Origin of the sequence: Loktanella sp. D2R18 (genome assembly GCF_003318235.1) — a bacterium.
Lineage (GTDB): Bacteria > Pseudomonadota > Alphaproteobacteria > Rhodobacterales > Rhodobacteraceae > Yoonia.
On the sequence record NZ_QOCG01000030.1, the window covers coordinates 409,793 to 422,608 of the forward strand.

Below are 12,816 nucleotides of genomic sequence, written 5' to 3' on the forward strand. Positions count from 1 at the left end.
GTTGGAGACTGTTATTGACGCATTGGGATTGACTGACAGTCTCCAACTTCTTTCGCTTTCGCCGCCGGGGTGGGGCATGAACCTGCTCCGGGGGCTCGCTAATTCTGTCAAGATCGCGGTCGGCGCCTATCTGCTTGGCCTTGTGATTGGGCTGTTTGGCGCCTACGGCAAGCTGAATGGTGGGCCGATAACGCGTGATTTATTGGCGATTTATACCACCGTCGTGCGGGCGGTTCCTGAACTTGTTCTGATCTTGATCCTCTACTTCGTAGGCACTGATTTGATCAACAAGGCATCCAGCGCCTTGGGCTATGGGCGCGTGGAAATTAGCGGTGTTGCCGCGGGTATTGGCGTTTTAGGCATCGTCCAGGGCGCATATGCGACAGAGGTTCTGCGTGGCGCGATCAAAGCTATTCCTATTGGACAAATAGAGGCGGCCCGCGCCTTTGGCATGCCTACCATGATGATGATGCGCCGGGTCACCATTCCCGCGATGTTGTCATTTGCGATACCCGGCCTTGCAAATCTTTGGCTGATCGCGACCAAAGACACCGCGCTTTTGGCGGTCGTTGGTTTCAGTGAATTGACATTGGAAACACGCCAAGCCGCAAGCAGCACCCGCGCCTATATGACGTTCTTTCTGGCGGCCGGCGGTCTTTATCTCGCCATGACGTTGATTTCGACATTTGCATTTTCACGCATTGAAAAATGGGCACGACGCGGAGAACGCCCAATGAGCGGAGATAGCAAATGAACAATCTACGTGCACTCTTGGTACCGCATCGCATTGTGATGATGATGCTTCTCGCAGCTTTTGTGCTGTGGTGTGTATTGTCGATGCGCTGGGATTGGCTGCCGAAATATATGCCGCTCGCGATTGAAGGCATCGGTAACACGCTCTTGTTGCTTGCGGTTTCCTTGGTCGTTGGCTTTTTACTGGCAATCCCAATCGGTTTTGCCCAAGCATTTGGACCATTCTATCTGGCATGGCCTGCGCGCATATTTTGCACAGTTATTCGCGGCACGCCGCTTCTCTTGCAAATTTGGCTTATCTATTACGGGCTGGGCTCTTTGTTTCCGCAAATCGAAGGCATTCGTGACAGCGTTTTCTGGCCGTACTTGCGGTCCGCATGGCCCTATGCCTTTGTCGCTTTGACGCTATCCGTTGCAGGTTACGAAGGTGAAGTCATGCGCGGCGCGTTAAAAGGTGTGAACCGCGGTCAGTTAGAGGCCGCGCGCGCCTTTGGCATGCCAAGGTTTATGTTGTTTCGGCGGGTGTGGTTGCCTTTGGCCATTCGCGACGTTTTACCGACATTGGGTGGCGAAGCCGTCTTACAGCTCAAGGCGACCCCTTTGGTGGCGACGATCACAATTGTCGAAATCTATTCGGTCGCGTCACGGGTACGCCAAGATACCTTTATCGTGTATGAGCCGCTTTTGTTACTCGCGGTTGTGTATATGATCATCGCCGCGATTTTGTCTGTTGCGTTTAAATTCGTCGAAAACCAAGTCCCTTCGCGCCGCTAAAACACTCGCTCTCTTTCCCTCCAAAAGGACGATCCACCTTGCCTATCATCAACAGAATCGCGGAATTCACCGCGGATATGACCACTTGGCGCAGGCATCTGCACGCACATCCTGAATTGGGATTAGAATGTCATGAAACCGCGCGGTTCGTTGCAGACCGTTTACGTGAATTTGGCGTTGATGAAATACACGAAGGCATCGCAACATCTGGCCTTGTCGCCATTATTAATGGGCGTGAAGATGGCAAAACTATCGGACTACGCGCTGATATGGATGCTTTGCCGATGGATGAGCAAACGGGGCTTGATTACGCGTCAACCGTTCCCGGTCGCATGCATGCCTGCGGCCACGATGGGCACACCACAATGCTTTTGGGCGCGGCGCGGTATTTGGCGGAAACCCGTAACTTTAAAGGCCGCGTCGCATTGATTTTTCAACCCGCTGAGGAAGATCAGGGCGGCGGCGAAATCATGGTTAACGAAGGCATGATGGACCGGTTTTCAATTGCCGAGGTTTACGCGCTTCATTGTGCGCCGGGCATGGATGTCGGTGCATTTGAAACGACACCTGGGCCGATCATGGCGGCCGTTGATACCTTACACGTTTATATCAAAGGAAAAGGCGGCCATGGGGCGATGCCGCATGAAACGGCTGACCCTGTTGTCGCTGCCGTTGGGATTGCGAATGCGATTCAAACCATCGTCAGCCGTAACCATCATGCAAACCAAGATTTGGTTGTTTCTGTCACGCAGATCCATACAGGTTCCGCCGATAACATTATTCCCGACACGGCCTATATCAATGGCACCGTGCGCAGCTTTGATACCGAGGTGCAGCAAATGGTGGCCCGACGTTTGCAAGCGATCGTCGACGGTCATGCCGCCGCTTACGAGGTCGAGGCCACATTAGATTTTGAATTGGGCTATCCCGCAACAATCAACGACCCGGGCCGGGCAATCTTTGCAGCAGATGTCGCCCGCGAGATTGCTGTATCTGTCAATGACCACCGCCCCCGCGACATGGGCGCCGAGGATTTTTCATATATGCTGCGTGAACGTCCGGGGGCCTATCTGTTTATCGGCAACGGAAACAGCGCCGCATGGCACCACTCCGAATTTAATTTTGATGACACCGCATCGCCCTACGGTGCGTCATTTTTTGCGCGCTTGATTGAACGGGCGTTGCCTCTTGGTTAAATTCTCACCCAATTAAATCCGAAGTGACAAGCAGGACATACCACCGTCCAGCTTGGCGCGAGTGCTTGTCATATAGCTAACGCGTGCCGACGGGCGTTTGAGCTTTGCCCAGCGAATGCCTCAAACGAGCTCTATTAACTGATGCTGCAAGGTGCACATGCTCGCGTACATTCCCCCGCTTTCGTTGAGCAAACGTTGGCCCAAGCATCAAATTTGATTTAGGCAAACAAAAATACCCGATGGCAATTTTATGAGACCAGAATGGCAATCCCTGGGGTCAAAATGGCAAGACTTTGGGGACGTCCACAGACAGGTGTCCCGTCTCACATAAACGTTCCATAATCGCGAATGTAAGCCTATGATTTTATTGAGACCAAATATCTACAACTGCTTTTAAAATTTCTCTTTTTCGAATGAAAATTCCATAGGTGTAACGTCACGCAGCTTTGCTTCAATGACGCCGATCTTCTGAATCCGATCAAGGGACCTCGTCATGCGACATTGGCCCAAACGTCAAGCACTTCTGACCCAACCTGGACATTTAACACGGCGCGAGTCTCGGTCCGGTGCGCGGACTTTGCGGACCTTGGCTTCGATCCGGCTAACGTCTGGTGTTGTCAGGAAGTTCAAACATGTAGTCGGGATTGTTCGTGGTCATGGACCTGTCACGGTTTGATGCCGCTCCTTTGATAGCATTTATTGTAGCAAAGGATACTGACTATGGGACTGAAACGGACGGATGAATTCCGCCAAGATGCGGTGCGTATCGCGTTGACCAGTGGGCTAACGCGTAAACAAGTAGCCGACGATCTGGGTGTCGGCATGTCGACGCTGAACAAATGGATTACCGCGCACCGAGACACGGATGTGGNNCCCAGTTCTTCGCGGGCCTAGCCTGTGGTAAAGATCAGGTAGAGGGTGGCCAAGACAGTGTTCAACCGCTCTGCCCATTGTTCGGGCTCTGGCACGACAAAACCAATGCCTTTGGACTTAATCTTGGCTTTAGATCGGGAAAGGCGCTGGCCCATGGTAGTCTCGGTATTCAGAAACGCATCCGAGATTTCGCGCGTGTTCAAGTTACACACGGTGCGTAGGGTCAAAGCGATGCGGGACTTCTCTTCCAGAGCAGGATGGCAGCAGGAAAAAATCAACCGCAACCGCTCGTCGGGGATTTCTTCGGTGGCATGCATAGGGTCTTCATCTTCTATGATCAGGCTTAGGTCTTGTCCCTTTTGACCTTCGCGTTTCGCTTTGCGGATCCGATCTATCCCTTTGTTAAAAGATGCTTTCATCAGCCAGGCCGTTGGATTGTCCGGTATTCCAGAACGACCCCAATGGCCCAGAGCCGAGATTGTTGCGTCTTGCAGCGCATCTTCAGCAAGTTGAAAATCGCCCAATCGGGAAACCAATCCAGCCATGAGCCGTCCCCTATCGCTACATATGACGTCATCGACGGCTTTGTTGACAGCGATGGCTTTGGGGGCGGCGTTGGTCATGGGTTATCCTGCTGGATTGTAGTCCATCAAAGGGCGGACCTCGATTGTTCCAAAGTTTGCAGAAGGCAACAAGGCCGCGTATTTGAGTGCTGCATCAAGGTCCGGCACATCCACGACATAGTAGCCACCTAGATGTTCGCGTGTTTCGGCAAACGGGCCGTCCATGGTTTCGACCTTTCCGGATTTGATCCGCAGAGATGTAGCGGTTTCGATGCCTTGCAAGCCTTCTCCACTTGCCAGCACACCATCGGCCTGCATCTTCTCGTTGGCGGCAAAGAAACCTCCCATCATGGCGTCAAATTCAGGTGTCCCATAGGTGGGTTCTTCGGCGGGGTTGTTATAAACCAAGAGCATATATTTCATGGGTTCGTTCCTTCAGTTCAAGTTGGTTTCAGTTCTAGGGAATTACAGGCCGAGGATATTCACGCCCAAACAAACCATGATGTTCAAGGCTGCCAGAATGTTGGTGCCATTGCCAACGTAGCGCAAAGGGTGTCCGGCGTTATCGATCTTGAGGCCAAACGGATGGGCGATGCGGCCAATCAGAAGCAACGCTCCCGAAATTTGGATGTAAAGACCCGGAGCCCCCATACCCTCGGCAAGGATCATCATGATCAGGATGAAGCTGCTCCATTCAACGCAGTTCCCATGCTGGCGGATGCGCTGAAGCAAATTCACATCGCCATTGTCGCCGATTGAGATGCCAATGTTGCCTCTGTATAATGTCACCCGAAACCAAAGGGCAAGGGTGACGACTGCAACCGCGAGGGCGTAGATCGGTGTGATCTGTAAACATAGTAAGATCTCCTATTTTTGCGTTTTGATACCTCTAGGACGTTCGCCATTCTGATTTTTCGACATGCATTCGAAAAATGGTTCTTTTTTGATTATCGAATAGAAACACGAGCCAATCCACTGCAAACACCAGTTAATTTACTACTTAAAAAACTCCCTACGTTGTTTGAAGTGAACCTGAACCTTGCCAACCCGAGGCAGACTTTGGGGCCGAAAACGCAACCAGCCATCAGAAGTGAGTTCGGGATCGGCAGAAGGTGTGCTGCGAGAGGTCGCAATTGGTGAAAGCGGACATCCCTGCAACACGCAGCATCCGGTAAAGTGGGCTCGAAGAAGACATTCTCCGCGTCGCAGCGCAAAATTGGGGAGCAGATGGCTGCTAAGCGGACAAACCGGCCTTTTGCTCATGCAGCTAATGCTGACGCAGCATCTCTTCGCGGGCGCAGCATGTTCTTAGCGGCGTTACAGTCAACGTCGTCAGAGCGGCCATTCAACGTGGGTTGATGACGTCAATTCCAAACTGCATTTTCCCTGCGGTTGGGCAAATGCCTGAGCTCGGAACGCTCGACGAAAAAAAGGTCGCGGCTCTCGTGGGTCTTGCGCCAATCAATTGTGAAAGCGGCAAATACAAAGGGCGCTGTCGCATCAAAGGCGAGCGAAGCGGCTTGCGACGGCTTCTGTACCAAGCTGCATTATCAGCTGCTCGGATCAATCCAGTCCTAAGCGACTTAGTAAAGCGATTGCGCGCAAAGGGCAAGCCACACAAGGTCGTTCTCATCGCAGTTGCTAGAAAATTGATTGTGTTGGTAAACTCTTTGCTCACCAAAAATACTGTGTGGAACCCGGAAATTTAATACAGTTGCTAGGGGCTATTCACAGTTCTTCAGAAATGATTGGCAATCGTTTCTCACCAAACACGATCTGGTTTCCAGCATGAGCAGACGTGGGAACTGTCATGACAACGCCGTCGCCGAGAGCTTCTTTTGTCTATTGAAACGCGAACGCATCAGGCGACAGACGTACCTCACACGCGACGCTACGGCAGAACGTGTTCGATTACATCGAGATGTTTGGCAACCCAAACCGCATGCACACGAACAACGGCATGCTGTCACCGGTTGACTATGAAATGAAACAGCAGAGAATAAGAGGCAAGCGTCTAGGGGCCTCGGGCCACCTCAGGGCAAGCGGGCTGGTCTAGGTGTGGAATGTCTCTCACTCTGGGCTCACGTCCCATTAGATGCGCCAAGTTCCGCGAAGCGAGGCAAACCCGCCTGTCGCAGACGTTGAAATTTTCACAAAACAGCCCTTGGATCAAGTTAAAAAGAATTTCCAGAAATTTTCCAGTTTGATGCACCTGATGCCCATTAAGTTGGCATAAGTTGCATTTCGATGAAACAATCCTTGGTTTCAGCGGTATTTAAATTGAAGCGGTGTTTGCAATGATGCCCCAATCAAAGCAACGGCTCAAAAACGAGAGCCGACTTCCAACAAGGGAACATCATGACATACAAAATCTCACGGCGCGGGCTTCTGGCCTCATCAGCGGCGACAGCAGGTGCCTTGGCAATGCCAGCAATCGTTCGTGCCGCAGGTCACCAGCCACTGGCTGGCAAAGAGCTGCGCCTTTTGACGTGGTCCGACAACACAGGTCTTGCCATTCTGGATCACATTGCAAAGCCGTTCGAGGAAGCCACGGGCGCGCGTGTCATTGCAGACCGTACCGGATCCACATCTGAAATGGTTGCCAAATTACGCGCTGCTGGCGACCGCCCACAATATGACGTGATTACCCTTGCGGGTGTTGGCGCGGTTGAGTTGGCCGGAGATGGACTTTTGGCACAACCGGATCTGAACATGCTGCCAAACCTCGAACAGGTTGATCCGAGGTTCCGCACGGGTGCGGACGGGCACGGCATCGGTTACCTCCTGTGGACAGGCGGTTTGATCTACAACACGAAGACCTTCGCAGAGCCACCAAAATCCTACGCGGAAATGTGGGACGCATCCCACCAAAATCGTCTGTTCTTGCCGCCGTCCACGTGGACCGATGCACTCGACACGATCTTTGCGACAGGCAAGATGCTTGGTGGCGATGGCACCAACGCTGAAGAAGCATTTGCCAAATTGGCAGAGCTTCGCGATAGCTTGCTTACATTCGGTGAAAACCCTGCGCAAATCTCCGAGCTGTTCCGCTCTGATGCGCTGGATATCGGTGGTGTCTATGCGCCTGCATTCTATGCGGATGAATTGAAGGACCCTGCGAATTCAAACATGGGTGCCACCTATGACATCGACGAAGGTTTCTTTGCGGATCTGATGTACACAATCGTTCCAAAGGCCAAGCCGGGTGACGATGACGTTGTTCACGCCTTCATCGATTTCACACTGGACGCAGATGTGCAGGGGAGAATGGCCGAAGCCGTCTTGAACGGCCCGATCAACCAAAACGCGGTGATGTCTGATGAGGCCAAAGCAAGCCCGTTCATCATCAAGCCCGAGCAAATGGGCGATACTGCCGTGGTGCATGACAAATCTTTCATCGCCGATGTGCGTGAAGATTGGATCACCCGTTACACACAAACCTTGGCGTGATCCGCCCAAGACAGGACGTTCCTCAGTGAGCCTTCAATTAACTAAATCAAAAGCGCTGGCATTTTCTTTGCCAGCGCTCATCGCAATTCTCCCCTTTCTAGGGGCGTGTTTTTATATCTTTCGTTTTTCCATTTCAGGCGAACAATCCCGCATCGAGGGCTTTTCGATCCAGCCCTATGTGGATTTGATGACGCCATATTTTGGTCGTACCGTTTGGTTAACACTGCGGCTTGCGTTTATTGCGACCATCCTTGCCATGTTGATGGCGGTTCCGCTTGCCTTCCTGCTGACAAGCCTACGCAGTCCCTTTGCCCGCCGCAGCCTGACCATTGTGATCTTGCTGCCGCTCATTCTGAACCTGCTCGTGCAAGCCTACGGTTGGATATTGCTGCTCGGGCCCAGTGGGGTTTTGAATTCCACCCTGCGTAGCTTTGGCATCATTGAACGACCGATCTTTTTACTGTTCAACGAGACGGGAGTCTTGCTGGGGTTGGTGCAAACCTCTCTCCCCTTGGCGGTCTTTCCGATTGTTAGTTCCGTTCGCGGCATATCGCGCGAACATCTGGAGGCGGCCAGTTCGCTGGGCGCCTCGCATTGGCGCATCTTCTTTGACGTGACCGTACCGCTGCTTCGGCCCGGATTATTTGGTGCAGCGTCGATCGTGTTTGCTTTCAATGCTAGCGCCTTCGCCATTCCGTTGCTGTTGGGTGGTCGCCGCGTCCAGATGATGGGCATCGCCATCCGAGATATGATTTCACCATTGTTTAATTGGTCTGGCGCTGCGGCGGCTGGCATGATCCTGATCTTTGTCACCATGATTACGATGCTGTTTGCAGCATGGTTGGCGCGGATCACATCTGAAAAAGTGGAGCGCTGATATGCGGGTTGATCTTCTTCCAACTGAAGGGGGCGGCACCTATCGTTTTGTTATCATCCTGCTCGCGATCTGCGGCATCTTGATTTCCTCTCTACCCGTCATCGTCGTAACGATCATGTCCTTCTCTGCGGCCGACAACACAGGCTTTCCGCCCGAAGCGTTGTCTTTGCGTTGGTATTCGGAAGTGATCGCGATGTTCACAACCGAAGACGCCAACAGCGCGCAATCGGTGGTGTCCTCAACGATCACCAGCCTTGTCGTCGCGGTCATCGTTATGGTGATTTCAACCGGTGTGTGCATTCCTCTGGCTTATGTTTTGGCGCGGGGTGATCGGCGCATTCGCAGCGGGATGGAACTGTTGTTCACATTGCCCTTGGTCTTCCCGCTGGTGATCCTTGGCATTGCGTTTTTACTGATTGCCGAAAGCCTGCGGCTCGACATCGGCATATGGCGCATCATCATCCCTCATGTCGCGCTCGTCCTGCCGTTCGTGCTGCGCAATTGTCTCAGCGCCATGAGCGGGATCAGCTTGGAAGTTGAAGAAGCTGCCGTATCGCTCGGTGCGTCTCCACTGCGCGCAATATGGGATATTGTCATTCCGATGATGAAGGCCGGTATCCTTGCTGGCCTGATCTTTGCGCTGATCATCAGCTTCAACGAATTCACAATCACCTTCTTCATGTACACCGTTGATGTCAGCACGCTGCCCATCTGGATGTACAGCCGCACGGTGTCTTCGTTGGACCCATCAACACTGGCGCTGTCCGTGTTCATTATTGTCGCCGATGTTGTGTTGATTGTGCTTGTGGACAAGCTGATCGCCGGTCGCGCGAGCCTCTTTTAGAAAGGTCAGAGATATGACATTTGATACTCACCTCCACATCGAAAACGTGTCGAAAAAATTCGGTACCGTCGACGCGCTACGCGACGTTGATCTCAAAATAGAACGCGGATCTTTCGTGTGCCTTTTGGGGCCATCGGGCTGCGGCAAGACCACGTTGCTGCGCATCATCGCCGGGTTCGAGGCCGCAACCAAAGGCCGCCTGATCCTCGATGGACAAGACATTTCAAATCAGCCACCGCACAAACGCGGCTTTGGCATGGTGTTTCAATCGCTGGCGTTGTTTCCGCACATGAGTGTCGCGCGCAACATTGGCTATGGTTTGAAGTTGCGCGGCGTCAAAGGTGCGGCACAACGGGACCGTGTGGAAGAGCTGCTGGACGTGATCCGGCTACCGCACATTGCGGATCGCCCCGTTTCGGCCTTGTCGGGCGGGCAACGCCAGCGGGTGGCCATTGCGCGTGCTTTGGCAATCCAGCCACCGCTGTTTTTACTCGATGAACCGCTCTCTGCTCTGGACGCTCAGTTGCGCGACAACATGCAGATCGAGCTGCGCCAGTTGCAACAAAAATTCGGCGTGACTACTGTTCTGGTGACCCATGACCAGCACGAAGCGATGATGCTGGCCGATGAGTTGGTTGTCCTCAAAGACGGTGCAATTCGCCAGTCTGCACCACCCTCACAAATCTACAACGATCCCGCAGACAGCTTTGTCGCGGATTTCCTTGGCGCGGCTAACCTGATCGAGGTGGGCGCAATGAAGGGGGGCGCGATCGATCTGTTCGGCACCCCCGTCAAAAGCACAGTACCCCATCAAGACGGCGACAAAATGCTCGCCGCTGTGCGGGCAGAACACGTGGGCCTGACCCCTGTTGCCAATGACGACCATGCGGGCATCGGCGCGATTTCTTTCATGCGTGATCTGGGTGCGGCAACCGAATTTGTCGTGGCAATTGATGGCAAGAACCTGCGCGTGCGTCGCTCAAGCGTAGAAGCGCAGGGCCTTGATGTTGGCTCAAAAGTGGCGCTGACATTCGACCCTGCGTTGGTGTCGCTGTTTAAGGCGGCTTAATGCGTCGTTGCGGTGGCCTCATACGTGAGGATTGCCGCAGCCAAATCCTCCAATGCGGCACCGACCGATTTAAAGACGGTGATCTCATCCTCAGACCGGCGTCCGGCATGATCCCCTCGTGCCAGATCGAACAAATCCGCCTTAATATCTGAAGCGCCGAAGGCACCTTCGCGAATGGCTTGAACGATATCGCCACCTTCGGACAAAACACCTTCGCGCGTGTCTGCGAAAACCGACGCCATCGCGATCAGCGCGCTGTCCGTTTCGCGCATTTCTGGCTTAAACGCCCCGATAAGATCGATGTGCGTCCCTGGCTTTACCCAAGCCCCCTTGATCAGGGGGGCCCGAGATAGCGTGCAGCAACTGATGATGTCGGCCTGCAAGGTTGCGCATTCCAGATCATCAGTGGCCTGCGCGTCATACCCCAAAGTACGGGCAGCCTTTGCCACCTTTTGGGCCTGTTCGATGCGGCGTGCCCAGATCGTCACCGATGTAAGGGGGCGCACCGCAGTATGTGCTTCGATCACGTTAAGCGCCAGCTTTCCGGCCCCGACGACAAGCAAATTGCGTGCATCCGGCCGTGCTAAATACCGCGCTGCAAGGGCTGACGCTGCGGCCGTGCGCCGTGCGGTTAATTCCGCGCCGTCAAGCACGGCAAGCAATGCGCCAGTTTCACCTGACGACAAAAGATACGCGCCCGAAATTGCAGGTAACGATCGCGTTGAATTGCCGGGTATGACGTTGACCATTTTAACGCCGATGTATTTTCCCGGCGTCCACGCTGGCATCAACAACAAGGTGCCGCTGTCTTCGTTTGGGACCTCGACCTCATGATGGTGGCGCAATGGCATGACGCAGCCCGACCGAAACATCGCGTCCAGCCCGTCGATCAAGCGGGGCCACTCTAGCCCCGCCCGCGTTTCATTCGTGTCAAAAACCCGCAGCATATTACCCTTTTACGGCCGTAATCATGACCTCAACCAAATAATCTGGCGTGGCCAAGCGTGCCTCAACACAGGCGCGCGCAGGCGGATTTTTGGGATCAATCCATGCATCCCAAACAGCGTTCATATCCGCGATGTTCGCGATATCGGCAAGCCAAACCGTCGCGGTCAGAATTTGGGATTTGTTACTTCCTGCATCCGCCAACAAGCGGTCGACCTCGGACAACATGTCTTTGGTCTGTGCGGTGACATCCGCCCCGCTGCCAACCTGACCTGCGAGATAGATTGTATCACCGTGGACCACAGATTGGCTCATGCGAGTGTCAAGTTCGGTGCGTGTGATCGTCATTGGCAGGTATCCTTACTTTGGTGTTCTAGAGGGAGAGAATTGAATCAGGCTCAGGATTTCGAATAACATTTGCGCGCCATTCTGGGCCGTGTTTGTTGTTGGGTCATAAGCGGGCGCAACTTCGACAACATCACCGCCGACAAGGTTCACGCCCTTCATGCCGCGGATCAGTTTGAAAGCCTCGCGCGTGGTTAGCCCACCGACCTCTGGCGTACCAGTTCCGGGCGCATAGGCTGGATCGAGGCTATCAATATCAAAGGAAAAGTAAGTAGGGCCATCTCCGACAACTTCGCGTGCCTTCGCGATGATGTCAGGCAGGTTTGCATCGGTGATGCTTGCGGCCTCGATCACGGTCATCCCTGACATCTCGGAAAATTCCCAGATGTATTTTGCGGCCCCTCGAATGCCGATCTGGATCGTGCGCTCGGGGTCAAGCAACCCGTCAAGCACCGCATTGCGGAAAGGGCCGCCATGGTGAAACTTCTCGCCTTCATAAGACCCACCAGTATCGCAATGGGCATCGATGTGGATCATCCCGACAGGGCCATCTTTTGCGACAGCTTTTAGAATTGGGTGACTGATGGAATGATCACCACCAACACCTAATGGGATCACATCATGCGCTACGATTTTGGTGACAAATTCTTCGATGTCAGCATGGCTTTGCGTGAGGTCAAACCGGCTCTGCATCGGCACATCGCCAATGTCTGCAACAGACATTTCGTGAACCGGAGCGCATTCGAGCGCGTCGTTGTAGGGACCAACGCGCTCGATACTTCGCAAAGCCCGTGGTCCAAACCGCGACCCGTTGCGATTGGTCACGCCAAGGTCCATCGGCACCCCATAAAGCGCAACATCCAAAGCGGAAATCTCAACACCCGAATTAAAGGGAATATGCGGCGCATCCAGTAATGTCGGCATACCGGCATATGGGGCAGGCCGACGCCCACCCTCAGAAAAGATTTTCGCGGCTATCCTTTGCGCCTTTGGATCGTGCAAGTCGCCGCCCGTTGTGTCCTCGAATTTCCGTTGCAAACGGGCGAGTTTTTCCGCCGTCCAAGCCATACAAATCTCCCAATTAATCGCTCATGCTTAGCGCAGCCTGAGTGGTGAGTTAAATTTGA

Annotated in this window: 14 protein-coding genes and 2 pseudogenes; 10 read left to right on the top strand and 6 right to left on the bottom strand. The window is 53.6% G+C overall.

Annotated elements, in window-relative coordinates:
- The first annotated feature begins 1 nt into the window (after position 1).
- From DS901_RS15535 to DS901_RS15550, 4 genes and pseudogenes are all read left to right on the top strand, one after another.
- Entirely contained in the window at positions 2 to 754 is a 753-nt protein-coding gene (locus DS901_RS15535; protein WP_113777812.1) for an ABC transporter permease, read from the top strand.
- Positions 751 to 1,527: an ABC transporter permease gene (locus DS901_RS15540; protein ID WP_113777813.1), complete on the top strand. Its 777-nt coding sequence runs from the start codon at positions 751 to 753 to the stop codon at positions 1,525 to 1,527. Before DS901_RS15535 ends, DS901_RS15540 begins: the two co-directional genes overlap by 4 nt.
- Positions 1,528 to 1,565: 38 nt before the next feature.
- Entirely contained in the window at positions 1,566 to 2,723 is a 1,158-nt protein-coding gene (locus tag DS901_RS15545; RefSeq protein WP_113777814.1) for a M20 aminoacylase family protein, read from the top strand.
- A 720-nt stretch (positions 2,724 to 3,443) separates the two neighbouring features.
- Positions 3,444 to 3,593: pseudogene (locus DS901_RS15550) on the top strand (transposase); the annotation flags it as partial.
- A 20-nt stretch (positions 3,594 to 3,613) separates the two neighbouring features.
- On the opposite strand, the gene DS901_RS15555 reads toward DS901_RS15550, so the two are convergent.
- The 3 genes from DS901_RS15555 to DS901_RS15565 are packed head-to-tail and all read right to left on the bottom strand — an operon-like array spanning position 3,614 to position 5,023.
- Positions 3,614 to 4,219 (bottom strand): RNA polymerase sigma factor, encoded by a 606-nt coding sequence (locus DS901_RS15555; RefSeq protein ID WP_113777815.1) that lies wholly within the window; start codon positions 4,217 to 4,219, stop codon positions 3,614 to 3,616.
- A 3-nt stretch (positions 4,220 to 4,222) separates the two neighbouring features.
- Positions 4,223 to 4,582, bottom strand: a complete 360-nt coding sequence (locus DS901_RS15560) for a YciI family protein (RefSeq protein WP_113777816.1) — start codon at positions 4,580 to 4,582, stop codon at positions 4,223 to 4,225.
- A gap of 42 nt (positions 4,583 to 4,624) precedes the next feature.
- The gene (locus tag DS901_RS15565) at positions 4,625 to 5,023 is read right to left on the bottom strand and encodes an MAPEG family protein (protein WP_113777817.1); all 399 of its coding nucleotides are present in this window, start codon (positions 5,021 to 5,023) and stop codon (positions 4,625 to 4,627) included.
- Between the two features lie 536 nt (positions 5,024 to 5,559).
- On the opposite strand from DS901_RS15565, the gene DS901_RS15570 reads away from it, so the two are divergent.
- From DS901_RS15570 to DS901_RS15595, 6 genes and pseudogenes are all read left to right on the top strand, one after another.
- Entirely contained in the window at positions 5,560 to 5,868 is a 309-nt protein-coding gene (locus tag DS901_RS15570; RefSeq protein ID WP_181820892.1) for a transposase, read from the top strand.
- Positions 5,869 to 5,887: 19 nt separating this feature from the next.
- Positions 5,888 to 6,215, top strand: a pseudogene (locus DS901_RS15575) (IS3 family transposase); the annotation flags it as partial.
- Between the two features lie 302 nt (positions 6,216 to 6,517).
- Positions 6,518 to 7,609 (top strand): ABC transporter substrate-binding protein, encoded by a 1,092-nt coding sequence (locus DS901_RS15580; protein ID WP_113777819.1) that lies wholly within the window; start codon positions 6,518 to 6,520, stop codon positions 7,607 to 7,609.
- 25 nt (positions 7,610 to 7,634) lie between these two features.
- Positions 7,635 to 8,486 (top strand): ABC transporter permease, encoded by an 852-nt coding sequence (locus DS901_RS15585; protein ID WP_220150243.1) that lies wholly within the window; start codon positions 7,635 to 7,637, stop codon positions 8,484 to 8,486.
- 1 nt (position 8,487) lies between these two features.
- Entirely contained in the window at positions 8,488 to 9,330 is an 843-nt protein-coding gene (locus tag DS901_RS15590; protein WP_113777821.1) for an ABC transporter permease, read from the top strand.
- A 13-nt stretch (positions 9,331 to 9,343) separates the two neighbouring features.
- A complete protein-coding gene (locus DS901_RS15595) occupies positions 9,344 to 10,399 on the top strand; it encodes an ABC transporter ATP-binding protein (RefSeq protein WP_113777822.1) in 1,056 nt (351 codons plus the stop codon).
- Here DS901_RS15595 and DS901_RS15600 read toward each other — a convergent pair.
- Genes DS901_RS15600 through speB form a run of 3 tightly spaced genes read right to left on the bottom strand, consistent with a single transcriptional unit; the run spans position 10,396 to position 12,757 of the window.
- Positions 10,396 to 11,346, bottom strand: a complete 951-nt coding sequence (locus DS901_RS15600; RefSeq protein WP_113777823.1) for an ornithine cyclodeaminase family protein — start codon at positions 11,344 to 11,346, stop codon at positions 10,396 to 10,398. The genes DS901_RS15595 and DS901_RS15600 overlap by 4 nt on opposite strands.
- Before the next feature lies 1 nt (position 11,347).
- On the bottom strand, positions 11,348 to 11,692 hold the full coding sequence (locus DS901_RS15605) for a RidA family protein (protein ID WP_113777824.1): 345 nt from the start codon (positions 11,690 to 11,692) through the stop codon (positions 11,348 to 11,350).
- A 12-nt stretch (positions 11,693 to 11,704) separates the two neighbouring features.
- Positions 11,705 to 12,757 carry an agmatinase gene (gene speB / locus DS901_RS15610; protein ID WP_113777825.1) on the bottom strand — a complete coding sequence of 351 codons (1,053 nt, stop codon included), beginning with the start codon at positions 12,755 to 12,757 and terminating at the stop codon, positions 11,705 to 11,707.
- Between the last annotated feature and the right edge of the window lie 59 nt (positions 12,758 to 12,816).